We start from the raw sequence: 22310 nt of genomic DNA on the forward strand, positions 1-22310 counted from the left end.
TAGCTGTCCGAGGTCACGCCGCCGATCAGGGTCAGGTGCGAGCTGCCGCCGGTGGTGGCGCCGCCCAGACCGCCCAGCAGTGTCCCGACCGGGGTCAGGTTGACCACCGGCAGGCCCAGTACATTGGTCACCGAATAGGTCTGCATCACGTTGGCGCTGCTCACCGCCAGGTTGCCGTTGCGTACGTAGCCGTCGCCGCCGAGCAGCCCCTGCGCGGTCGGCCCGACCAGTTCGCTCAGCGAGCCGGTCAGCCCACCGGTGCCGATGATCAGCCCTGCGCCCGGATCCGCCGGCGCCGGCGCCTTCGGGTTGCCAGGCTGCAAGGAAGCCGGGGCCACGCTGACACTGCCGGTGCTGCCGCCCAGGCTGGTGCCCAGGTTGCCCACCACCGCGCCGACGTTGCCCACCGTGCTTCCCAGGCTGCTGCCCAGGTTGCCGAGCAGGCCAGAGTCGCCCAGCGTGCTGCCGACCGAGCTCACCGTGCTGCCCACGTTCCCCAGGACATCGCCCACACCGCCCAGCACACCGCCGAGCAGGCCCTGCCGTGAACTGTCCAGCGCACTGCCCTGGACGCTGATATCGGCGTCGACCACTTTCGGATTGCGGTCCGCCGCCGCGACCTGCACGGCCACGTTCTGCAGGCCTGCATTGCCGGCCACACCGGCCAGCAGGGAGGTCCGCGTCGCGTCGTCGACGCCGTCGCTGGCCGGCTCTTCCTTGCCCACCGCAACGGTCGCATCCACGACGGCACCCACAGTGGAATGCGCGCCACCTGCAGCAACCGCCGCAACGTGTACGGCAGCGGCCGGTGCCGGTGCCGTGGCAGGCGTTGCCTGCAGCGCTGTCCGCACCGTCGTTTTCAGGGCCGCGACGGGGGTGGACGCGGCCAGCGCGCCGACCGGAGCGGACGGCACTGCGATCCGCACCGGCAGCGCCGCCTGCGCCTTCGCCGCCACGCTCGCATGGATCGGTGGCACGGATGCCGTCACGGTCCCGATATTCACCTGCACGCTGGCATCGGTCGCCAGCTGCGGCACGGTTTGGGCACTGTGCAGCACCGTCGCCAGCGCCACGTTGGCGTCCACCTGCACCGGCAGCGGTGCGTATTTATCGGTCAGTGCCTCAAGATCGGCCAGCGTCTGGTTCTGCGCCGCCAGCGCCGAACCACTGCCCAGTGCGAAGGCCAGGCCGATCGATAGCACCGACAACGGCACTTTCAGGTGCACTACCACCGGGCCTGCCGCGAGGCTGCCACGGGCCGTGGCGATTTCCGAGACAACCACCAGGGCATTCAGCCGGTGGCTCCAGACCAGTCGAAAGATGCGGTTCATCAGATATTCCCCCGTGAACGTACGTTGTGGACTGCGCGTCCGTGCCCTTGGGCAGGTGGACTCATTACAGTCCCGGCGTCGACACGCGGGCACCTCATTCCGGCAGCACGAACGTGCGTTCCGGCAAGACAACGGGGAAAACCGGCAGCGGCATGGGCAATTCCGGCAGATTGCCGGAAAGGTGCATTCAGGGGTGCCGCCGCGGCGGCGATTCAGGCGGGGCTGCTGATCGACGCAGGCGCACGCATCAGCGTGTCGGGCGGAAGCTCGCCAAAAATACGGCGATAGTTATCTGCAAAACGCGACAGGTCCCACAGGCCGCAGCTGAGTGCTACGGCCTTGACCGATTTGCGGTTGGCATCGGCCATGGAAAGTCCACGACAAGCGGCGCACAGACGCAGCATGGACAGATACCGGTTTGGCGACGTCCCAAACAGATCTTCGAAGGCATAGCGCAACGCCCGCTCGCTGACCCCGGCCGCGTCACAGATTTCATGCATGTAGATATAGCGACGCAGATTCTGCCGCATGAAATTCTCGGCACGCTGCGCGATCAGGTAATGTGCGCGCCGCGCCCGCGTGCTGCCCGGGCGTTCCTGGCCATCGCCACCCAGCAGCGCCTGCACATGGTCATGCAATAGCGACTCGACCGCATCGGCAGGCATGCCATTGCCTGCGGTATCCAGCCACATCGGCAGCTGCGCATACCGCTGCGCCAGCCGCGAGGTGCCGTCTTCTCCGTTTGCCTGGAACAGCGAAAGCGCCTGCCCCGACGGCAGGCTGTTGCGCAGGCTCAACTCGGTCAGCTTGCGCTGCACGCGGCGCATGGGCGTCAGCATCAGGCTGAGCCGGGTGCCTGCACTGAAGGCGAACTCGCTGATACCTTCCGGCAGCACCGTCAAGGCCATCCCCGCACCCAGCGTCACACCATGGCACCAACTGTGGGTCTCATCGGTGGTGTGCACGAATCCCAACAGGCACCAGTCCTGCGGCAGCATGAAGCGACCGCGGAACTGGAAGCCACAGGTAATCGTGCAGAACAGGGATTCATCATGGACCTGCGACTGGATCGCCGCGCGTGGCCCATTGCCATCCAGCAGCACCAGTTCCAGCTCGCAGACCCGCAGCACGCCACTCAGGGTTGCCAGGTCGAGTGATTTGAGTGCTGCCTCTCCACTGCCTTCCACTGCACTATCTGCCATGACAGTGATATCCCAAGGGTGGCTTGCTTGGCGGGCGAAGGCGGCTATCCGAAAACCGTCACCGTGCTGGCGGGCAGTATGCAACAACTCCACCGACTAAATACAAGTTATTTACGCCGGAAAACCGACCGCCGGGTTTATTTTTATTTTTGGCAAACAATGCATGGAAATGCGTCAATAACACGTCGTCACGCCACACTCACCCAATGGCAACGCAATTTTCATTCCATAAACCCTTCATCATGGCGAGGCCCGGAACTAAAGTTGCTGATCACCCTGCCGATTTTGTGCATTACCTGCCCTCGCGCGGGTTGAGGATTATCCAACACAGCGCTGGCAGCTCCTTGGCGGAAACCAGACTGTTAAACGGGGGAACGCAATGGAAATGCCGGATACGTCGCGAGAGCCTGCCCACCGCCACGCGCGGGCGCGGCGGCTCCGCATCACGATGCCACCTGTCCCCTGTTGACCGGATCAGGTCCTGCGGGTAGATGCCCGCTGGACCGGCGGCCGCACTCGGCCGCGAGCCCGTGCAGGGACCGTACGGGTAAACGGGTGGCCGCCGGTGGAACCGGACCGCGCCGCCCCACGCAGGCACCTCGATGTATTGACTGGAACAGGGAGAAGACCGTCATGAATACCTCCATCCGCAGCTTCATTGCAGAAGAAGATGGCGTTACCGCACTCGAGTACGGACTGTTGGCCGCCGTCATCGCCGGCGTGCTGGTCGTGGCAGGCAAGAACGGGCTGACGGAGATGTTCACCGTGCTCTTCACCAAGCTCAAGGACCTGGTCAGCACCACCATCGGTGGCGCCGGCACCACCACGACCTGATCGTTCGGCGCCAGGCCAAGCCTGCACCAACCCGTCTGCGGGCCTGTCGCCCGCGGCAGCGGTGTCGCTTGGCCTGGCGAGGGGCTTCGACGCATCACGCAGATCTGGAGGGGGTACCGGATGTCCCTGTTGCCGCTGTTGGCCGTGCTGTTGAGCCTGCGGATCGCGATCAGCGATCTGTACGCGCGACGCGTGCCCAATGCATGGCTGGCGGTTGCCGCCGCGGCGGCGGGCGCGTGGCTGCTGGGAAGCCAGATCACAGGGGCCGCCACACCGTTGCTGCCGCATTTCGGCGGCGCGGCAATCGGCCTGGCCGCGCTGCTTCCGTTCTATCTGGTGGGATGGATGGGCGCAGGCGACGTCAAGTATTTCGCGGTGCTGGGCTTGCTGCTGGGCTGGCAGGCACTGCTGCCGTTGTGGCTGATCAGCAGCCTGCTGGCCGGCGCGCATGTGCTGGGCCTGCTGCTGACGCGGCAGCTCGCCGGCGCGCTGCCCCTGCGGCTGCAGCTGCTGCGCGAGCGTGCGGTACAGGAGTGGCAGCGCCGCCCCATGGCGCGCGACATGCGCGGTGCGCGCCAGGGCCGGGTTGGCATTCCGTATGCCGCGTACCTGGCGTTCGCCACGCTCGCGCTGGTGCTGTGGCACCTGCAGGGAGGTCTCTCATGACATTCGCATCGCGCGCACGTGGCGCGGCCACCATCGAATTTGCCCTCATGCTCATCTTCGGGCTGCTGCCGCTGCTGATGCTGACCTACACCGGCGTGATGATCATGGCGGTGCAACAGACGTTGTCACTGGCGTCGGCCGAGGGCGCGCGCGCCTCGCTGCGCTACGCCACCCCACCGGAACGGCGCATGGCCGCCTGCCAGGCCGCCAGGCGCTCCATGCAGTGGCTGCTCACCTATGCCGGGCAACAACCCGACTGCAGCGCGGCCGCCGCGCCGCCGATCGTCGTGTCCGCGCCCGCGCCCTGCAGCGGGATGGCGAGTGCGCAGTGCATGCAGATCTCGGTCAGCTACGACTACGGCGCCAAACCCTTCCTGCCGGGGACCGGCCGCGTGTACGGCTGGGTCATCACCGAACCGATCCGCAGTACCGCGGTGGCCCAGCTCGACCTGGGGACACCGTGATGTGCAGCGTCCTTTTCCTGGAGACCGTCGCATGCTCAAACTGACCCGCATCGCCGCCGCCGCCTTGATCGCGCTGGCCCTGGTGCTGGCCCTGATCGCGCTTGCGGTCAGCCGGCACACCGCGCGGACGGTGGCCGCGCCAGCGCCCAGCGTCGCCGGGCAGCCACAGCGGTGGCCGGTGGTGGAAGCGGCCACCCTGCTGCCCGCTGGCCGCCCCATCGCCGCCGCCGACCTGCGTGTCGGCACGGCGGCGCAGGCGCATGCCGGCGGCTACAGCACGCTCGCCGAGGCCACCGGCGCGGTCCCTGTCCGCGACATCGCCGCCGGTACCGCACTGGACAGTGCACTGATGGCGCAGGGGTATTCGCTGCGGCTCAATCCGGGCGAACGCGCACTGGCGGTACCGGTGGACGAACTGGTCGCCGCCGGCAACCGCATTCTCCCCGGCGACTACGTCGATGTATTCCTCAACCTGCGCGCGCCCAATGGCATGAACACCGACGGCCAGGCGCAGGCCCGCCTGCTGCTGTCGCGCCTGCGCGTGCTCAGCTACGGCCTGGCCGACAGTGCACCCGGCCAGGCCGCAGCCGCGGCGCAGCCGGCGCCCAGCGGCGACAACGACAGCCGCGCCAGCGACATCCAGGGCGGCAGCTCCACCGGTACCGGCAACAGCGCGCAGGCGCCGGCACGCAGCGCGGTACTGGCCGTTCCGGTGGCCGAAGCCAACCGCCTGCTGCTCGGCGCACAGCAGGGCAAGCTGTTCCTGGCGCTGCGCAACCCGACCGACGATGGCCTGCCCGACCAGGCACTGTTCGCGACGGCCGGCGCAGTGCTCAGCCCGCGTCGCGAGCTCAGCCCGGAGCAGCGCCTTGCGCTTGCCTCCCCCGAGAACGACGCCTTCGCCGGCATCGATGCCGACGCGTTGGCCGGACGCCGCAGCGCCCGCGCGCCGTCAGTGGCAACCGTCGCTGTCCCGCCTGCACGACGCGCGGCACCACGACCGGATCGCGGCATCGAAATCATCCGCGGTGATGTTTCCTCCCACAGCGGCTCGCGTTGAGCCTTCGCAGAGAGCTTCCATGACGTCACGTCCTGCACCCTCGCACCGCTCCCTCCGCTGGCATCCGCTGCTGGCCCTGCTGCTTGCGTGGGCCGTGTGCCCGGGGTTGGCATTGGCCGCGCCCGACCTGGTGCTGCAGACCCGCGAGCAACGGCCGTGGACGCTGCCAGCCAACCTGGAGCGCGTGGCCATCGCCGACCCCGGCGTGGCCGACCTGGTGATGCTGCGTGGACCGCGGCAGGCGCTACTGGTCGGCAAGACGCCAGGCACCACCACATTGCTGCTGTGGCACCGGCAACAGGCCGAGCCGCAACGGCTGCAGGTCGAAGTGCGCAGCGCGGTCCAGGGCGCGCTTCCAGCGCACGACGACCTGCAGCTGACCGTGCAGGACCAGCAGGGCCTGCTGCAGGGCAGCGCGCCGAGCCTGCTGGCGCATGAAGACAGCCGCAAGGCCGCGCAGTCCACGCTGGGCGCCGGCGGGCAACTGGCCGACATCTCGACCGTGGCCAGCGGCGGCGTGGTCCAGGTCGAGGTCAAGGTGGTGGAGTTCAACAAGACCGTGCTGCGCCAGATCGGCATGAGTTTCGCCAACCGCAACAATGGCTTCTTCTACGGCATCACCCGCCCCGGCGGCAGCCTGCCCGGCGCGGGCACTTCCGGCGACGGCGGCGCCGACCCCAGCGTGGTCACCAACCCGCTGTCGTCCGCGTTCGGCCTGGTGTTCAAGTCGTTCACCCATAGCTGGGACGCCAATATCGACCTGCTGCAGAGCAACGGCATGGCCCGCGTGCTGGCCGAGCCCACGCTGGTGGCCCTGTCCGGCCAGAGCGCCAGCTTCCTGGCCGGCGGCGAACTGCCCATCCTGGAGCCACAGGGGCTGGGCACCACCACCGTCACCTTCAAGCCGTTCGGCATCGGCCTCACCGTGACCCCGACCGTGCTCGGCTCGGGCCGCATCGCGCTGAAGGTCGCCCCCGAAGCCAGTGACCTCAACTACGCCGCCGGCATCGCCTACAACGGGGTGCAGATTCCCTCGATCACCACCCGCCGTGCCGACACCACGGTGGAACTCGGTGACGGCGAGACGTTCGTGATCGGCGGGCTGGTCAGCAACACGGTCAGCTCCAACGTGGACAAGATTCCGCTGCTGGGCGACCTGCCCATCATCGGCTCGTTCTTCCGCAACCTGAACTACAAGAAGGAGGAGAAGGAACTGGTGATCATCGTGACGCCGCGACTGGTGCAGCCGCTGGCCAAGGGCACCACCGTGCCGTTGCCCGGTGACCGCGAGGCACGGCCCAACCTGCCGGTCTGGGGCGCCTGGCTGCTGAGCCCGGCGTCGTCGGACCAGCTGCCCGGCTTCTCGCGCTGAACCGCATGCCAGGACGCGCCCACCCATGTCAGCCTCCCTCCAATTGCTGCACCCGACGCCCCCACCCATGAACCTGGTGCTCTACGCCCCTGCGCGCGACCTGGCCACGCTGCTCGAGGCGCGCCTTCCCGTAGGCATGCGCGTGCAGTGGCAGGACAGCGCCGCGCCCATCGACATGCTCGACGCACAGCGGCGCGGCAGCCCGTGCGTGATCCTGCTCGACTACCGCCGCGAGGCAGCCGGCCTGTCCAGCGAACTGGCCCGCCACCTGCAACGCAGCCAACCGGACCTCCCACTGGTGGCGGTCGGCTCCACCGCACCGGACCAGGTCGATGGCATCGTGGCGGCGGTACGCATGGGGTTGCGCGACATCCTGGACCTGGAGTCGACCACCAGCGACATCGACGCGGTGCTGCGCCGGGCCGGCGCGACGCCACACCCGGTACGCAGCGTGCCGGCCGACGCCGTGCACAAGGCGCGGCTGGTGCTGCTGCTGGGCGTGCGCGCCGGGGTCGGCAGCAGCACCCTGGCTGCCCACCTGGGCGTGCTGGCACAGCAGGTGGGTCACCCCGGTGCCGCCGATGGCAGCACCGCAGAGCCGCAACCGCCTTCCAACACCACGCTGCTGCTCGATCTGGGCCAGCCTGCCGGCGACACCGCGCTGTATCTCAATCTGGACAGCCAGTTCCACTATGACGATGCATTGCGCAATGCCAATCGCATCGATGCCACCCTGGTGCGCACCGCCATGACGCGGCACCCGGGGGGGTTGACCCTGCTCGGTCAACCCGCCGGTAGCGAAGGCGGCTTGATCGCCGACCCGGCCGTACTGGTGCAGCGCCTGCGTGGGGTGTTCGAGACCGTGCTGTGCGACCTGGGCGGCGTGCCGGTGCGGCAGGTGCCACGCTCACTGCTCAACAGCGCCGACGAGATCTGGCTGGTTGCCGACCAGGCGATCAGCACGCTGGTGTCGCTGGACCAGGTGCTCAAGCAGCTGGACGCGCTCGGCGTACGCGATGGCCGCGTGCAGCTGGTGGTCAACCGTTACGAAGAGGATGGTGGGCTCAGCCCCGCGCAGATCGCCGCCCGCTTCTCGCTGCCGCTGCTGGCCACCCTGCCCGACTGCCACCGGTTGCGCGCCAGCGCCAACCACGGCCACCTGCTGCTGCAGGACGCCCCGCGCGATCCGTACCTGCGCGCGCTCACACCCCTGCTGCTGCATCTGGACCAGGCCGCCGCGCGCGCCCTGCCCCGCAGCTGGCGGGAAAAAATCGCTCTTGCCCTCGGGGGACTCCAATGGAAGTCAAAGTGATGCCGTTCGCCGCGCCGTCTGCCGGCGCCGACAGCCCCGGTTCTGGTCAGGGCCCTGCGCCGGACCCGCACCTTCCCTTCGCCCAGTCCGACGAATACCAGAAGGTGCTGGTGGCCGCGCACGAGCACCTGCTCAACAGCATCGAGGACGAGCGCATCGACATCGACGCGTGGGCGCCGGACACGGTGGCGCGCTACGTGCACACCCAGACCGCGATCTTCGTGCAGGAATGGCGCATTCCGGTCAACGAATCGGAGATGGAAATCGTCGCCGCCGCACTGGTGAAGGAGCTGACCGGCTTCGGTCCGCTCGACGACCTGCTGCACGACCCCAGCATCGAAGACATCCTCATCAACGGCTACAAGGACATCCACGTCTCCCAAGGCGGGCGGTTGGTACGCGCCCCGCAGCGCTTCAGCGACGACAGCCACCTGCTGCGCATCCTGCGCCGCATCCTGGCCCCGCTCGGCCGGCGCCTGGACGAGTCCAACCCGATGGTGGATGCACGCCTGCCCAACGGCGGCCGGCTCAACGCCATCATCTCGCCGCTGGCCGTGGATGGCCCGATGGTGTCGATCCGCAAGTTCCGCAAGGATCCGTTCACGCCCGACGAACTGCTGCGCATGGGCACCTTCGATGCGGCCATGCAGGCGCTGCTGCACGCGATGGTGCTGGGCCGCTGCAACATCCTGGTATCGGGCGGCACCAGCTCGGGCAAGACCTCGCTGCTCAACGCGCTGGCCAGCTACATTCCGGCCGACGAGCGGGTCATCACGGTGGAAGACACCGCCGAACTCTCGCTCAACCATCCCCACGTGGTGCGGCTGGAGAGCCGCATCGGCGGTTCCGACGGCCAGGGTGCGGTGAGCATCCGCGACCTGGTGCGCAACAGCCTGCGCATGCGCCCGGACCGCATCGTGGTCGGCGAGGTACGCGGCGCCGAGGTGCTGGAAATGCTGCAGGCCATGAACACCGGCCACGACGGTTCGATGGCCACCATCCACGCCAACTCCCCGCGTGATTGCCTGTACCGCATCGAGATGCTGGCCGGCTTTGCCGGCTTCCAGGGCAGCGAAGACAGCCTGCGCCGGCAGATCGCCAGCGCGATCGATTTCATCGTGCAGATCTCGCGCCTGGGCAGCGGGCGACGCGTGCTGGTCTCGATCACGGAAATCACCGGCGTCGGCGACAACATGATCAGCACCCAGGAGATGTTCCGTCACGAAGTGCAGATCGACGCCGACGGCAAGGAGCGCAACCGCTGGATCGGGCTGGGCTTCCACCCGCATTCGCACAAGCTCGAACCGTTCCGCCAGCAGCTGCGCGACGCGTTCGACGGAGGCTACTGAGCATGACCACGGTGCTGTTGCTGTGCAGCGCGATGCTGGTGCTGGTGGCGGTGGCCATCGAGCTATGGTGGGGCGCGGGCCGCCGTGAGCGCCAACGCGTGTCGCTGCAGCATGCCGAACAGCGCCTCGCCGCCGCGCCCGCCGTACCGACGCTGGCCGGCACCACGCCCCGCCCGCCCGCGACGGCAGTTGCCGCGGCCGTGCCGCGCGGCCTGCCCTGGGACGATGTGCTGCAGCGCGCCGCACTGCGAACGGGCTGGGGGCTGCCGCTGCTGTGGCTGGTCGCCGGCCTGCTGCTGGCCTGGATCGCGGCGGCGCGCATCGGCACCGGTTGGATGTGGCCGATCACGCTGGGGCTGTATGCGCTGGTGCTGGGCGTCTGGATCTCGCGGCGCATCCTGGGCCTCAAGCGCAAGCTGCTGCGCCAGCTGCCGGACTTCCTCGACAACCTGGTGCGCCTGAGCGCGCTGGGCAACAGCCTGCAGATGGCCTTCCAGGTCGCCAGCCAGCAGGTGTCCACGCCCTTGCGTGCGCTGCTCGACGACACCTTGTCCGGCACCCGCAGCGGGCTCGACCTGGACCGCGCGCTGAGCCAGGCCGCCCGCCCCTACCGGCTCGACGCGCTGGAGGTATTGGCCGTGGTGCTCGGCGTCAGCATCCGCATTGGCGGGCGCTCGGACCAGATCCTGCAACGCATGAGCGACTTCATGCGCGATCTTGAACAGGCCCAGCAGGAACTGATGGCCACCACCTCGGAGACCCGCATGTCGGCGTGGGTGCTGGGCCTGCTGCCGCCGCTGTGCGGCCTGCTGATGGCGATCGCCAGCCCGGACTTCTTCCAGCCCGTCCTGCACGCGCCGCTGGGGCACAAGATTCTCGGCGGCGCCCTGGCGCTGGAACTGATCGGCGCCTTCCTGCTGTATCGCCTGGCGCGCTCGCTATGACCGCCACCACGCTATGGACCGCCGCCCTGCTGGTGCTTGCCGCCGGACTGGCGCTGCTCGGCATCGCCAGCCTGCTGCTCAGCGGGCGCCAGCAGCGCACCGCCGCCACGCTGCACAGCGCATTGCGCGGTCGCGACGGCACGCCGCCCGCACCCGCTACGGCGGCCGCCACCGAGACCGGACCGCGCGGGCTGGCCTGGATGGCCGCGCTGGGCGAGCGCTTGAATGGCGGTCGCATCGAAGCGGCGCTGCTTGCGCCGGAGGACCGCCTGCTGCTCGACCAGGCCGGCTGGAACACCCGCGCCGGCACCACCACCTTCCTCGGCCTGCGCGTGCTGCTGGCGGTGGTGTGCCTGGTGCTGGCGCTGCTGCTGTTCGACACCAGCGGCGTGCAGCGCGTGTTCGTCATGCTGGGCGCACTGGCCTTCGGCGTACTGCTGCCGAAGTTCGCGCTGCGCAGTTGGGCTTCCCGGCTGCGCCAGCGCGCCACCGCCGAACTGCCGCTGCTGATCGACCTGCTGCGCCTGCTGCAGGGCGTGGGCTTCAGCATGGACCAGAGCCTGCAGACGCTGGGCGAGAAACTGCGGGGCGCGATACCGGTACTGGGCCGCGAGATCCAACAGGCCAACGTCGCCTACATGCACGGGCGAACGCGCCAGCAATCGCTGCGCCGTCTGGGCGAATCGTTCGACGACGAGGACCTGCGCAGCCTGGTGCAGCTCAAGCTGCAGGTGCATGAACACGGCGGCGCGGTGCAGGAACCGCTGCGCCAGTTCAGCCTGCGCCTGCGCGAACAGCGCCGCGCCACGCTGAAGGAACGGGTCGGTAAGCTCTCGGTGAAGATGACCGTGGTGATGATGCTGACCCTGCTGCCGGCGCTGATGCTGGTGTTGTCCGGCCCGGCGATCATCGCCTTGGCCGATGCCATGACCAAACTGGGCACCTGACCATGCGAAATCGCGCCGCTACGCTCACCCTGCTGCTGGCTGCCGTTGCCTTGTGCAGCGCCTGCCATTCCACCCGCAACGCCTACCGGCCCGATCCGGTCAGCCTGGCCGGACCGGAAACACCGCCACAGGATGACAAGCGCCTGTACCTGGAGCTGATCGGCCAGATGCAGCGACAAGGCGCGTATTACGCCTCGCTGGCCCACGTGGATGCCTACCGGCAGCGCTACGGCGACAGCCCGGCGCTGCGCCTGCTGCAGGCCGACGCCCTGCGCGAGACCGGGCAGCTGCCGGCGGCGCGCTCGTTGTATACCAGCCTGGCCAATGGTCCGCAGGCCGCGGCGGCCTGGCACGGGCTGGGCCTGATCGCGATACGCGATGGCGACGATACCCAGGCCGAGCAGGCGCTTGCGCGGGCCGTGCAGTTGCAGCCGTTGAACACCGATTATCTCGGCGACCTCGGCTTCGCGCGCCTGCGCGCGGGCCAGCTGGAGCAGGCCCGCGAACCGCTGGCCAAGGCTGCGGAGCTGGCCCCGGGCAACACCAAGGCCAATGCCAACCTGGCGGTCTGGGCGCTGCTGCGCAATGACAATGCCATGGCCGAACGCATCCTCGGCAGCGCCGGGTTGCCGGACAGCACGCGGCAGGAAGTGCTGCGCCTGGCCCAGCAGTTGCGGCAGCCGCCGCAGTCGCGGGCGCCCGCCGCGCCGCCGCGCAGTACCACCGCCAGCACTGCCGGAGCACGTGGCCCCGCGCCTGCCCCGCGCAGCGACGACAGACTCGCCCCGCCGATGCTGGAACGCTTCGGCGGCCCCGATTCCGCACACGAGAACACGCCATGACTGCTTCGGCCCGTTGCTTCTCCGCCCCTGCTGCACTGCTGTGGATGGCCCTGCTGGCCGCGTCCACGGCAGGCGCGCAACAACGCCCGCTGACCGGACAGATGCTGGGCGAGCCGGCTGCCGCGCCGACCGCGCCGGCCGTAGCGCCCGCCGCCCCATCGGTGGCACCGCCGGCCGTTGCACCGGCGCCCGTGCAACTGGCCCTGCCCGCGCGCCCCCAGATCGGCGACACCACCCGCGCATTGCTGCAGTTGCAGGCCAGCGGCGAACATGCCGGCGCACGATTGCCGATCCTCGGTGACCAGGCCTCCGCCAGCTACGCACGCTACCTGCGGAGTTTCAATCACGACATTCCCGAATACCTCGAAAAAAGCGTACGCAAAGACGTCACCGGCGGCGGCAGCGGGGAATAGGCCAATGAGCGCGCTCCCAACACCCGTGCAACGCCCCTGCCCGCCACCGCGCCGCCAGCGCGGCGGCATGTCGGTGACGATGATGCTGCTCATGGTCGGGCTGGTGGGCATGCTGGGCCTGGTCGAGATCGGCTACCTGTACTGGGCCAAGCGCGATGTGCAGAAGATCGCCGACCTGTCCGCGCTGGCGGGTGCGCAACGCCTGGACCTGTGTACGGCCGACCGCGCCGACAACACCGCCGCGCGCAGCAACGCGCTGAGCGCGAACCGCTTCCCCGGGACGCTGCAGGTGCAATGCGGCGACTGGAATCCCACTCATGCCAGCGAAGACCACTTCCTCGCCAGCGCGGCCGCCGCACCGGTGAACGCGGTGAAAGTAGTGGCCGAGCGCTCCGTGCTGCCCTTCTTCGGCCAGAACCAGAGCCTGCCCACCGTGCGCGCGCAGGCCGTAGCCACCCGCGCACCGCCGCTGTCGGTGTTCAGCGTCGGCTCGCAGCTGCTGCGGGTCAACGGCAATACACCGCTGGGCAGCGTGCTCAAACTGGTCGGCGTGGACCTGGATCAGACCACGCTGCTTGGCTACGACGGACTGGCGCAGGCGAAGATCACGCCCAATGGCCTGCTCAAGGCACTGGGCATCCCGGTGGATGCGAACATCAGCGTGGGCGATTTCAACGCGCTGCTGGCCGCGCACAAGGTCTCGCTCGGCCAGCTGCTCGACGCCACCGCCAGCGTGCTAGCGCAGAGCGGTGCCGCCAACGTGGACCTGCGTGCCCTGCGCAACGCGCTGGCCGCGCAGCTGGACATCGACACACTCAACGTGCAGCTCGGCAGCGATGCCGCCGGCAGCGGGCTGTTCGGCCGCATCGTCGCACCGGACGGCCCGGCCAGCGCCGCGCTTGAGGCACAGGTGAACGCGTTGGATCTGCTGACGACCAGCATCAGCATCGCCAACAGCGGGCGCGCGGTGGCGGTGAACCACCTGGACGTATTGGGTGTGCCGGCCAAGGCCACCGTGATCGAGCCGCCCTCCATCGCCATCGGCGGGGTCGGCGCGCGAGCGTACAACGCACAGGTGCGGGTGAACCTGGACATCGACAGCAACAACCTCGCCCTCGGCCTGGGCAAGGTGCTGAGCGTGCTCGGCATCCGCCTGCGGCTGCCGATCTATGCCGACGTCACCAACGCCATGGGCACCGTGACCAGCCTGCAGTGCGCGGTCCAACCGGCCACGGCCACGATCCAGGTGGATTCCTCGGTCCTGCGCGCCTGCGTCGGCAAGGTCGCCGACAGCGACAAGTTCTCCACGAAGAACGTCTGCGACGCCAGCCTGCAGAACGAACAACTGCTGACCCTGTTCGGCGCGCCCCTGATAAACGACCGCATCCAGCTCAATGCGCTGACCCACAGCGAAAGCCTGACCCTTGCCGCGGGCGAGACCAGATCGACCTGGATCAACGGCGCGCAGATCGGCACCGCCGTCAGCGACCTGGTGCAGCAGCTGCTGCGCGTGCTCGGCGGCATGCTCAACCCGGCAACCAAGGGCATGGACACCAGCAGCACTGCCGGGCAGCTGGCCGACCAGTTCCTGAAGGCATCCAACCCGGGCAACGGGCTGTACGACGTGGACAAGACCATCGCGCTGCTGCGCAACGGATCGTCGGCACAGGGCATTCCCGCCTTCGGCGACTGGACGGTGCACAACGGTGTGCCGTACGCCTGCGGACTGCTCGGCCTGGTGACCTGCTACAAGGACGGATCGGCCTGGGACGGCTATCGCGCCACGGTTACCGGACAGGGGCTGGGGGTTCTGGACGGCCTGCTCGGCACCCTGCTCGGCGGGCTGGTGATCAACCGCTGCAGCGGGCTGGTCAGCACCCTGCTGGCCTACAACACCTGCGTCAAAGGCAACCTCACCTCCTACCTGCAGACCGCGCCGGCCGGTGTTCTGGATGCTTACCAGGGCAGCGGCAGCGTGACCGACCCGGGCACCAACGCGGTGGCGTGCAGCGGGTTGCTGTGCACCCTGCTGCGGCCGGTGCTGGAGGGCCTGCTCAAGCCCCTGCTCAATGGCGTGGGTACCTTGCTGACCAACACCCTGGCGACGGTTCTTGGGCTGGAACTGGGACGTACGGACGTGCACCTGCAGGCCACGGCATGCAATCCTGCCCAGCTGGTTTATTGAGTTTGAAACACAGGTCACGGGGGCGGATGCGGCCGCTCCCGGGACACGCTAGACTGCCGTGGGGACTGGTTTTTCCAGACGATTTTTCACCGCTGATCCGTTCTTGGATGATCTGATGATGCGAGAGAAGAAAGGGAGTGTGTCCATCCGCCGTTGCCTGTTGCTGGGCGGCATGCTGGTGTCGTTGGTCGTCGTGCCGCCGGCGTTCGCCAAACGCGCGCCCAAGGATGACAACGAGGATGCCGCGCGCACCGCGCCGGCCGTGCGCAACACCGTGGAAGAACTGCGCCAGCTGATGGATTCGCAGCAGCTCACCGAGCTGCGCACCACCTACAACGGCAGCTACGGGGCCAGCCTGCTGTTCAACCCCACCACGCTGCAGTATTACGTGTCGCTGTTCCATGAAAAGGAATTCTGGCGCGTCATCAAGACCGATTCGGTCGAGAACGCCGAGAAGGTGTACCGCACCTTCGTGGACCAGACCGCAGACCTGGCGCAGGTGTATATCGACACCACCCGCCTGGAAGCGGGCAAGCGCTACACCGAGAACCTGGTGGCCTACAACGAACAGCGCCTGCGCAGCCTGCAGCAGGAAGCCGACCTGCAGCGCCAGCAGGCCCAGCAGGTCAGCAGCTCGATCCAGCAGGCCAAGCAGCAGGCGGTATCGCTGAGCACCGACCTGCGCAGCTCGCACACCCAGCTGGACCAGCTCAACCAGCGCATCCAGGCGCTGCAGGCGCAGCAGGGCAACCCGGAGTTGTCGCTGCCGGTGCCCGAGTCCAGTACCCCGCCGCCTACACCCACGCCGCCATCGCCCGCAGGCCACGCGGGCACGCCGTAACGCGTGGCGCTGACTGGTTAAAGCCGATTGGCAAAACCGCCGGGTAATAGCGACGGGTTGAAAACGACGGGTTGAAACCGACTGGTAAAACCGACGGGGTAGAGCCGACTGTTAGTCGGCTGTTCCTCACGCTCGTCCGGATGCCTGGTTGCCGACTAACAGTCGGCACCAGCGTCGGCAGTACCGTCCCCATCCCCCCAAAGGAGTATGGTGAACGCTCGTGGACTGACACCACCAGCAAGGACGGCGCAATGCCTACCGCACCCTTCACCCTCCGCAGCACACGCGTACCCCGCACCGCCACCGGCGCATCGCTCCTGCTGTGCCTGGTAGCCGCAACCACCGCCCACGCCGCCCCCGCGGCGACACCCGCCAGCGCCAGCGCCTCCGATCCGCGCATTCTCGGCTGGATGCAGGGCTTCCCACCGCCGGAAGACAAGCGCATCCGCTACACCGACCCGGACTATTTCAGCTTCCCGAAACTGCGCTGGACCGTCTGCCACTTCCGCGAACTGATGCCCACCGTAGGCGTCACCCGCGGACCCGGCGCCGCCGTGCCACTGCCGCAGCGGCTGGACAGCACGATCGATGCCCTCACCTTCCAGCCCTTGAACGGCACCACGCGCATGACCTGGGCGCAGTCGCTGGAGGCCAACTACACCGACGGCATCGTGGTGCTGCATGACGGCGTCGTGGTCTATGAACAGTACGCCGGCTGCCTGGACGCGGGCGGCCAGCACGGCGCGATGTCCGTCACCAAATCCATCACCGGGCTGCTGGGGGAAATGCTGGTGGCAGAAGGCGTGCTGAAAGAAACCGAGACCGTCGGCGCCATCGTTCCCGAGCTGGCCGGCAGCGCCTTCGGCGATGCCACAGTCAAGCAGGTGCTCGAGATGACGACCGCACTGCAGTACAGCGAAGACTATGCCGACCCCGATGCGGAAGTCTGGCAGTACGCCGCCGCCGGCAGCACGCTGCCCGCCGCACCCGGCGCCGGCGCACCGCGCGGCTACTTCGACTATCTGCGCGGCGTGCGCAAGCAAGGCACGCATGGCGAGGCCTTCGGCTACAAGACCATCAACACCGACGCGCTGGCGTGGGTCATCGCGCGGCGTACCGGAAAATCCGTCTCCACCTTGCTTTCCGAACGCATCTGGCAGCGCCTCGGCGCGGAGCAGGACGCGTACTACACCGTGGATTCCACCGGCACCCCGTTCGCCGGCGGTGGATTCAACGCCGGCGTGCGTGACCTGGCACGGCTCGGCCAGCTGTTGCTGCAGGACGGCCGCCGCGATGGCGAGCAGATCGTGCCCGCCGCGGCGATCGCGCGCATCCGCGCCGGCGGCGACAAAGGTGCCTTCGCCAAAGCCGGCTATTCCCTGCTGCCGGGCTGGAGCTATCGCGGCATGTGGTGGATCAGCAACAACGCGCACGGCGCGTACATGGCACGCGGCGTACACGGCCAGGCGCTGTACATCGATCCGGCCGCCAAGGTGGTGATCGCCCGTTTTGGCTCGCACCCCACCGCCAGCAACAGCGCCAATGACCCGACCACCCTGCCCGCCTTCGAGGCGGTGGCCAGCTATCTGATGACCGGGAGCGAACCTGCCCGCTGACCGGGCATCGCCGCCCCATCCCTTACACTGCCCGCCTCTTCTCGCAGGAATGCTGCCATGTCCGACTCCCAAGGCCCGCTGGTCTTCTACGTAAAACTGCAGATCAAGCCCGAACGGATCGATGCGTGGCTGGAGGCGGTGCATGTGCTGATCGACCGCATGGCCGAAGAGCCGGCCTTTATTTCCTGCGATCTGCACCGTGACGCCAACGATTCGACGCTGTTCACGCTGTACGAGCGCTGGGATGAAGCCTCGGTGCAGGATTTCATGGACCATCAGTCCACCGACTACCGCGCCGCCTACGACGCACTGCTGCCCGAACTGCTGCAGAAGCCGCGCGAACCGCAGGTGCTGGAGTTGCTGCAGAGCTGGGGCTGACGCGCGCGTGACATACGAAAACGGCGGCCCAAGGGCCGCCGTTGTCTTCGCCGGTAGAGACGACGGTAGAGACGACTGTAGAGACGACTGTTAGTCGTCTGCGCTGTTCGTCTTGCCGCCTGCGCTCAAAATCTGCCGACTAACAGTCGGCACTACAACGCAAACGGCGGCCCTTGGGCCGCCGTTTGCTGCGATCACGCTGCCGCAGCTACCTGCTCGCTCTGGCGCTTCACCAGCGCGTTGAAGCGCGCCAGCGAGGTCAGGTGGTGGTGCACCGAGGCCAGCCAGCCGTTGCGGTGCCAGGCCACGACCACGTCGTCCGGCAGCGCGGCGAGCTTCTCGACATCGACGACGTGGAAGCCGTTCACCGACATCTTCTCGCCGGAGTTCAGGGTCACATCGATGCTGCGCTCGACGAGCAGGTCCTGCGCCAGCAGCGCGGCACTGAACTGACGGGTCAGCTCGTGTTCGCGGGTGAAATCGGCGCAGAACTTCATGGCATTGTCGACCAGCTCGGTGGCCTTGCCGTCGACGAACAGCGGCTCGCCTTCTTCGCTCGTGCCCTGGTTGACCTGCTCCGAATCGGCATCCAGCGCGAGCAGGAAGTTGCCTTCATCGTCGGACTGCATGAACACGAACGGATAACGGCGCAGGTAGGCCGGTGCGTAGGTGTCGTCGGCCCACTTGCCTTCTGCGCTGACGAACAGGTTGCTGCGGGCCAGGCCCACCGCCACGATCGGCGCGGCGTCCTGGCCGGTGAACAGGATGGGGAAATGCTGGGCCGCCATGCCGAACTCGCCGATCACTGCGGGGATGGCGTTGGTTTCGGCCGCGAAGGCCAGCGAGCCGCCGCGAAGGCGCCAGTTGGCGTGCTTGTCCGATTGCAGCGGCAGCGGCTGGCGGTAGAACAGCGGGCCGGAAGCCTGGGCGGGAGCGGCGGGCGGAGTAGTCGTTTCAGCAGTCATGGATTAGGTCAGGTACGACGCGCCAGACAGCCCGGGCGCGAAAGCGGGCACCGCATAGATCGGCCACTATAGCGTGGCTTTTTGACGATTGCCCGTCAGCCGCAGCCCCGGGGCTACAGCTCGGTGAATTCGCTGCACTGCGGCAACGGCGCGTCGGGCTGGTAGCCCTGCCCGCTGAAGCGCAGGGTGCGCTGGAATGAACAGGTGCGGTCGGTCTCGGTCCGCAGGTCCTTGCGGGTCAGCCGGCCCATGGCCAGCGAGTCGCGCTCGCGCGACACCCCCGCCGGGTAGCGGGTTGCGCGGGTCGTGTAGCGCAGCACCGGCATCCCCTCCCCGTCCGGCGCCAGGTTCAGGTCGGCGCTGAAGCTGTATTCGTCATGGCAGGCCCCGGCACGCTGCTGCATGTCCTTCTCGCTGAAGCACGCCCGGATCATCGCATTGCCGTCCGAGGGCACCGTCAGCACGCTGTCGATCTGGATGCCATCGTCCTCGTGGTAGATGCGGCTCAAGGACAACTGCGAGGCACTGGCGCCGCCGCCGGAGTACATCGTGTTCGACTCGATCAGCACCCCCACCAGCACGTTCTCCAGCGCCGCCTGCTGCGGATCGCGCGGCGGCTGCGGCGCGCCGATCCCGGGCGCCATGCGCAGCAGGTACGGCCAGGGCCGGTAGTTGCGCACCTCGTCGCCCGCCGTCACCAGCGGCACATAGCGGAAGCGCGGGGCCGCCTCACCCGCCACCTGCTGCGCCACTTCCAGCTGCGCGGCGCCCTCGTCGCCCTGCCGGGCGGTGCGCACGCACCAGAGGTGGTCCGCGGTGCACAGCCACGCCGAGGTCGCCTCGGCGCCCTCATCGGCGTCCATCGGCCCGGCCTGTTCGGTGAGCGGCTCGAGCCGGTTACCGGCGCGATCACGTTGCACCGGCTCCGGCACGGCAACCGCGGCTGTCGCCTGCAGCGACATCAACAGCAGCACGGCGGCGTATGCCCCACGCGGGTTCAGCATCCTTGTCATCGCCATCCTTCCATCGCAAACGTCCATGATAGCCCTGCGCCGACGTGGACTCAGCGCACCCCGTCCAGCGCGTCCGCCGCGCCGGTCAACACCGCACAGGCGTGGTCCTGCAGCTCCTCGCCACTGGCCTGGTGACCGGCCTCCAGATCAGCCTGGGTCGCCAGCAGCACGAAGCCCGGGTCGCGGTCGTCACGGCCGTGCCCGGCCACCACCAGCGACCAGCGACCGAGGTCGCCCGCCGCCGCCGGCCCGGCGGCCAGCAGGTGCAGCGGATTGGCGGTCAGCGCCAGGCCATCCAGGCGAATCGCCTGGTAGGTGTGACCCCGCAACGGCTGGGGCAGCGGCTGCCACTTCGTGCCGATTGCGTCATCCATCGCCTGCAGTTGCGCCAGCACATCGGCGCGCAGGCAATCCACGTGGATATGCAGCTGGTGCTGCGAACGCCCATGGGCGGAATTCAGCGCCAGGCTGGCCACCGTCCGTGGCAGGGGCTGGCCCAGCGCCTGTTCGGTGAAGCGGCGCGCCTGCCATGCCGATGCAAAGTAGTTGGGTGCCTGCGCGGTCAGCAGCGCCGGGCTCTCGATGCCGGTCACGCGGTCCAGCGGCATCAGCAGGAACTGATACGCACCGTGCGAATCCTTGACCAGCACGTCGCGCCGGTCCGGCGCCGCGTCCACGCTCAGGCAGTCGCCGCGCGGTGCGGCGGGACCAACGCAGTCGCGCTGGATCAGGCCCCACAGGGCATCGGGATTGACTGGCGGTCGCGGGGGCGGTGCGCTGCTGCAGGCGGCCAGGCCCAACAACAGGGCAAACGATGAAATACGCAGGAAGGACACAGACACGGCACTTGCGGTTGCCCGGCCCGGTGCGGGGGGCTTTGCGGCCTATTCTAGCGGCCGCGCTCAATACGTACTGAACGGCACCTCGACCACCTGCGCGGAACCGCCCGTCGAGGGCAGCAGCGTGTATCGATCGAGCGCCCCGTTTTCGTCGGCCAGCGGCAGGCGGCGGAACTGCAGGGTCCAGTGCGCGGCGCCGAACTTCACAACACCGCCGGGCTCCAGTGCGGCACCGGCCGGCAACAGCAGGCCGCCCAGGTCGCTGTAGGCTTCCGGCAGCTCGGAGTAGGCGTAGTCCACCAGCTCGGCGTCGCGGGTCATCGCATAGACGTGCGGGTCGCCCTGGCGACGGTTGTGCGCTTCGCTGCCCAGCAGGTCGGCGATCCAGACCCCGGGCAGGTGATAGCGGGTTTCCAGGGCAATCGCGTCCAGGCGTTCGCTGTCGACCACCAGGCAGCACACCGTGCGCTTGCTCTCCCGGTCCAGGATCGCGAATCGCTCACCTTTGTCGGCGGCGGCGGGCAGCAGCGCGAAGGCGAGATCCTGCAGCACCGGCTCGCTGCCACTGGCCGAATGCAGGTTGCGCCAGGCACCGAACGCTGGCGCAGCCGACACCGACGCCACACCACACAGCATCCCTGCCGCAAGCAGGCCCAGGCGCCCTGCCCTTGTCCATGTCGAGTGCCGCATGCTGTCCATTCCGCTGTCGGTGGTGCCGCTGGCGCAGTCGGTGCGCACCCGGCGTTGCGCCACTATGCCCCCGCTCCGCATACGCGGCAATCCCATCGGGACACGATGAGTGCGGCGCTCAGCCGATCACGATGTAGTCGCTGACCTGTTCAACGGCGGCATGCGCGCCAGGTACCAGCTGCACGTGGCGGCCGCCAATCTGGTCGATGGCGATGCAGTCATCCACGTCCAGCAGCGCATCGGTATGCGGTTTGATCCAGTGCGCGTCGTACAGGGCCTTGGCCCTGCTCCTGGCGGTGGCAAGGTCGGGGGCGACCAGCAGCAGGTAGTCGTGCACCTCCCCCAACGAACCGCGCACGTAGCCGCCCAGATTGACGAAGAACAGGCGCGGCGCATCGGCGGTGGGTGCGGCATCGCCGAACCGGACGCAGTACCCGTCAACGCCGTCCACGGCCAGCCAGCCGTCGACATGCAGGCCCTTGGCGGCACCGAACCAGTCGCGCCGCAGCTGCGGGTAGGCGTCTTCGATCCGCTCGACATTGGCGAAGGCCACGTCGTGGACCTCGATCCGCGCGCGGGCATGGCGCCCGCCGAGCATGAACACGTGCAGCACTTCCGGCTCCTTCGCCTGTTCGGGGTAACAGTGTAGCGGCGCCCCCTCACGACCCGGACGACCGGGGTGGTATGGTCGAGTCTGGCCACCGCAGGAGCGACCCATGACGTCCCGTACGCGCACGCTGTTACCGCTGGTGGCCGCCGCCACTGCCCTGACGCTCTCGGCCTGCGCCACGGCGCCGGGCCCGGAAATTCCGGGCACGGGCCAATGCCATGACGGAGGACTGGGCTGGGCGGTCGGCAAGGTGGCCGATCAGCCGACGATGCGCCGACTGCTGCTCGAGAGCGGTACCGGCCTGATCAATCCGATCGGCCCGGAGACCATCACCAGCCGTGACCGGCGCACCGACCGCCTGCGCGTGTTCATCGACAAGGACAACATCATCACCGCCGCCCGCTGCGAGTAGAGCCAGGCCCTGCCTGGCTGCGTGT

At 68.4% G+C, this 22310-nt stretch carries 23 protein-coding genes; 16 read left to right on the plus strand and 7 right to left on the minus strand.

Annotated elements, in window-relative coordinates:
* Together ACREPD_RS14950 and ACREPD_RS14955 are read right to left on the minus strand one after the other, a co-directional pair.
* Positions 1-1331: ESPR domain-containing protein (locus ACREPD_RS14950; protein ID WP_431600053.1), on the minus strand; the 1331-nt coding region annotated here is incomplete at its 3' end.
* A 212-nt stretch (positions 1332-1543) separates the two neighbouring features.
* A complete protein-coding gene (locus ACREPD_RS14955; RefSeq protein ID WP_431600081.1) occupies positions 1544-2533 on the minus strand; it encodes a helix-turn-helix domain-containing protein in 990 nt (329 codons plus the stop codon).
* A 633-nt stretch (positions 2534-3166) separates the two neighbouring features.
* On the opposite strand from ACREPD_RS14955, the gene ACREPD_RS14960 reads away from it, so the two are divergent.
* The 15 genes from ACREPD_RS14960 to ACREPD_RS15030 all read left to right on the plus strand — a co-directional run bounded on the left by ACREPD_RS14960 (position 3167) and on the right by ACREPD_RS15030 (position 17756).
* Positions 3167-3367 (plus strand): Flp family type IVb pilin, encoded by a 201-nt coding sequence (locus ACREPD_RS14960; RefSeq protein WP_431600054.1) that lies wholly within the window; start codon positions 3167-3169, stop codon positions 3365-3367.
* Between the two features lie 120 nt (positions 3368-3487).
* Complete coding sequence (locus ACREPD_RS14965) at positions 3488-4033, plus strand: A24 family peptidase (protein WP_431600055.1); 546 nt, start codon at positions 3488-3490, stop codon at positions 4031-4033.
* Positions 4030-4497 (plus strand): TadE/TadG family type IV pilus assembly protein, encoded by a 468-nt coding sequence (locus tag ACREPD_RS14970; RefSeq protein ID WP_431600056.1) that lies wholly within the window; start codon positions 4030-4032, stop codon positions 4495-4497. The genes ACREPD_RS14965 and ACREPD_RS14970 overlap by 4 nt, the downstream gene beginning before the upstream one ends.
* Positions 4498-4528: 31 nt before the next feature.
* Positions 4529-5557: a Flp pilus assembly protein CpaB gene (gene cpaB, locus ACREPD_RS14975; protein WP_431600057.1), complete on the plus strand. Its 1029-nt coding sequence runs from the start codon at positions 4529-4531 to the stop codon at positions 5555-5557.
* A 19-nt stretch (positions 5558-5576) separates the two neighbouring features.
* A complete protein-coding gene (locus ACREPD_RS14980) occupies positions 5577-6929 on the plus strand; it encodes a type II and III secretion system protein family protein (protein WP_431600058.1) in 1353 nt (450 codons plus the stop codon).
* A gap of 25 nt (positions 6930-6954) precedes the next feature.
* The gene (locus ACREPD_RS14985) at positions 6955-8241 is read left to right on the plus strand and encodes a fimbrial protein (protein ID WP_431600059.1); all 1287 of its coding nucleotides are present in this window, start codon (positions 6955-6957) and stop codon (positions 8239-8241) included.
* On the plus strand, positions 8226-9590 hold the full coding sequence (locus ACREPD_RS14990; protein ID WP_431600060.1) for a CpaF family protein: 1365 nt from the start codon (positions 8226-8228) through the stop codon (positions 9588-9590). The genes ACREPD_RS14985 and ACREPD_RS14990 overlap by 16 nt, the downstream gene beginning before the upstream one ends.
* 2 nt (positions 9591-9592) lie before the next feature.
* The gene (locus ACREPD_RS14995) at positions 9593-10534 is read left to right on the plus strand and encodes a type II secretion system F family protein (RefSeq protein ID WP_431600061.1); all 942 of its coding nucleotides are present in this window, start codon (positions 9593-9595) and stop codon (positions 10532-10534) included.
* Positions 10531-11481 carry a type II secretion system F family protein gene (locus ACREPD_RS15000; RefSeq protein ID WP_431600062.1) on the plus strand — a complete coding sequence of 317 codons (951 nt, stop codon included), beginning with the start codon at positions 10531-10533 and terminating at the stop codon, positions 11479-11481. Before ACREPD_RS14995 ends, ACREPD_RS15000 begins: the two co-directional genes overlap by 4 nt.
* Positions 11482-11483: 2 nt before the next feature.
* Positions 11484-12323: a Flp pilus assembly protein TadD gene (locus tag ACREPD_RS15005; RefSeq protein WP_431600063.1), complete on the plus strand. Its 840-nt coding sequence runs from the start codon at positions 11484-11486 to the stop codon at positions 12321-12323.
* A complete protein-coding gene (locus tag ACREPD_RS15010) occupies positions 12320-12736 on the plus strand; it encodes a DUF3613 domain-containing protein (RefSeq protein WP_431600064.1) in 417 nt (138 codons plus the stop codon). The genes ACREPD_RS15005 and ACREPD_RS15010 overlap by 4 nt, the downstream gene beginning before the upstream one ends.
* 4 nt (positions 12737-12740) lie before the next feature.
* On the plus strand, positions 12741-14921 hold the full coding sequence (locus ACREPD_RS15015) for a TadG family pilus assembly protein (protein WP_431600065.1): 2181 nt from the start codon (positions 12741-12743) through the stop codon (positions 14919-14921).
* A 118-nt stretch (positions 14922-15039) separates the two neighbouring features.
* A complete protein-coding gene (locus ACREPD_RS15020; RefSeq protein ID WP_431600066.1) occupies positions 15040-15762 on the plus strand; it encodes a DUF2968 domain-containing protein in 723 nt (240 codons plus the stop codon).
* Positions 15763-16013: 251 nt separating this feature from the next.
* Entirely contained in the window at positions 16014-17378 is a 1365-nt protein-coding gene (locus ACREPD_RS15025) for a serine hydrolase domain-containing protein (protein WP_431600067.1), read from the plus strand.
* A gap of 57 nt (positions 17379-17435) precedes the next feature.
* A complete protein-coding gene (locus ACREPD_RS15030; RefSeq protein WP_431600068.1) occupies positions 17436-17756 on the plus strand; it encodes a putative quinol monooxygenase in 321 nt (106 codons plus the stop codon).
* A 194-nt stretch (positions 17757-17950) separates the two neighbouring features.
* Here the strand turns inward: ACREPD_RS15030 and ACREPD_RS15035 are convergent, their stop codons facing one another.
* The 5 genes from ACREPD_RS15035 to ACREPD_RS15055 form a co-directional block, all read right to left on the minus strand.
* Positions 17951-18721 (minus strand): SapC family protein, encoded by a 771-nt coding sequence (locus ACREPD_RS15035; protein WP_431600069.1) that lies wholly within the window; start codon positions 18719-18721, stop codon positions 17951-17953.
* Between the two features lie 113 nt (positions 18722-18834).
* The gene (locus ACREPD_RS15040) at positions 18835-19734 is read right to left on the minus strand and encodes a hypothetical protein (protein WP_431600070.1); all 900 of its coding nucleotides are present in this window, start codon (positions 19732-19734) and stop codon (positions 18835-18837) included.
* Positions 19735-19784: 50 nt separating this feature from the next.
* On the minus strand, positions 19785-20576 hold the full coding sequence (locus ACREPD_RS15045) for a CDP-diacylglycerol diphosphatase (protein WP_431600071.1): 792 nt from the start codon (positions 20574-20576) through the stop codon (positions 19785-19787).
* Positions 20577-20636: 60 nt separating this feature from the next.
* Complete coding sequence (locus tag ACREPD_RS15050; RefSeq protein ID WP_431600072.1) at positions 20637-21311, minus strand: decarboxylase; 675 nt, start codon at positions 21309-21311, stop codon at positions 20637-20639.
* A gap of 70 nt (positions 21312-21381) precedes the next feature.
* Positions 21382-21876: a DUF1543 domain-containing protein gene (locus tag ACREPD_RS15055; RefSeq protein WP_431600073.1), complete on the minus strand. Its 495-nt coding sequence runs from the start codon at positions 21874-21876 to the stop codon at positions 21382-21384.
* 103 nt (positions 21877-21979) lie between these two features.
* On the opposite strand from ACREPD_RS15055, the gene ACREPD_RS15060 reads away from it, so the two are divergent.
* Positions 21980-22285, plus strand: a complete 306-nt coding sequence (locus ACREPD_RS15060) for a hypothetical protein (protein ID WP_431600074.1) — start codon at positions 21980-21982, stop codon at positions 22283-22285.
* The last annotated feature ends 25 nt before the right edge of the window (positions 22286-22310 follow it).

The sequence above is a fragment of the Stenotrophomonas sp. genome (assembly GCF_050737075.1).
In the GTDB taxonomy this organism is placed as follows: Bacteria; Pseudomonadota; Gammaproteobacteria; order Xanthomonadales; family Xanthomonadaceae; genus Stenotrophomonas.

Coding starts and splice junctions, on each gene's coding strand:
- ACREPD_RS15030 (WP_431600068.1), top strand. CDS start 17,436: ATGTCCGACTCCCAAGGCCCGCTGGTCTTCTACGTAAAACTGCAGATC.
- ACREPD_RS15060 (WP_431600074.1), top strand. CDS start 21,980: ATGACGTCCCGTACGCGCACGCTGTTACCGCTGGTGGCCGCCGCCACT.
- ACREPD_RS14965 (WP_431600055.1), top strand. CDS start 3,488: ATGTCCCTGTTGCCGCTGTTGGCCGTGCTGTTGAGCCTGCGGATCGCG.
- ACREPD_RS14995 (WP_431600061.1), top strand. CDS start 9,593: ATGACCACGGTGCTGTTGCTGTGCAGCGCGATGCTGGTGCTGGTGGCG.
- ACREPD_RS15035 (WP_431600069.1), bottom strand. CDS start 18,721: ATGACTGCTGAAACGACTACTCCGCCCGCCGCTCCCGCCCAGGCTTCC.
- ACREPD_RS15040 (WP_431600070.1), bottom strand. CDS start 19,734: ATGACAAGGATGCTGAACCCGCGTGGGGCATACGCCGCCGTGCTGCTG.
- ACREPD_RS14990 (WP_431600060.1), top strand. CDS start 8,226: ATGGAAGTCAAAGTGATGCCGTTCGCCGCGCCGTCTGCCGGCGCCGAC.
- ACREPD_RS15005 (WP_431600063.1), top strand. CDS start 11,484: ATGCGAAATCGCGCCGCTACGCTCACCCTGCTGCTGGCTGCCGTTGCC.
- ACREPD_RS15015 (WP_431600065.1), top strand. CDS start 12,741: ATGAGCGCGCTCCCAACACCCGTGCAACGCCCCTGCCCGCCACCGCGC.
- ACREPD_RS15020 (WP_431600066.1), top strand. CDS start 15,040: ATGCGAGAGAAGAAAGGGAGTGTGTCCATCCGCCGTTGCCTGTTGCTG.
- ACREPD_RS14980 (WP_431600058.1), top strand. CDS start 5,577: ATGACGTCACGTCCTGCACCCTCGCACCGCTCCCTCCGCTGGCATCCG.
- ACREPD_RS14960 (WP_431600054.1), top strand. CDS start 3,167: ATGAATACCTCCATCCGCAGCTTCATTGCAGAAGAAGATGGCGTTACC.
- cpaB (WP_431600057.1), top strand. CDS start 4,529: ATGCTCAAACTGACCCGCATCGCCGCCGCCGCCTTGATCGCGCTGGCC.
- ACREPD_RS14985 (WP_431600059.1), top strand. CDS start 6,955: ATGTCAGCCTCCCTCCAATTGCTGCACCCGACGCCCCCACCCATGAAC.
- ACREPD_RS14955 (WP_431600081.1), bottom strand. CDS start 2,533: ATGGCAGATAGTGCAGTGGAAGGCAGTGGAGAGGCAGCACTCAAATCA.
- ACREPD_RS14970 (WP_431600056.1), top strand. CDS start 4,030: ATGACATTCGCATCGCGCGCACGTGGCGCGGCCACCATCGAATTTGCC.
- ACREPD_RS15025 (WP_431600067.1), top strand. CDS start 16,014: ATGCCTACCGCACCCTTCACCCTCCGCAGCACACGCGTACCCCGCACC.
- ACREPD_RS15000 (WP_431600062.1), top strand. CDS start 10,531: ATGACCGCCACCACGCTATGGACCGCCGCCCTGCTGGTGCTTGCCGCC.
- ACREPD_RS15010 (WP_431600064.1), top strand. CDS start 12,320: ATGACTGCTTCGGCCCGTTGCTTCTCCGCCCCTGCTGCACTGCTGTGG.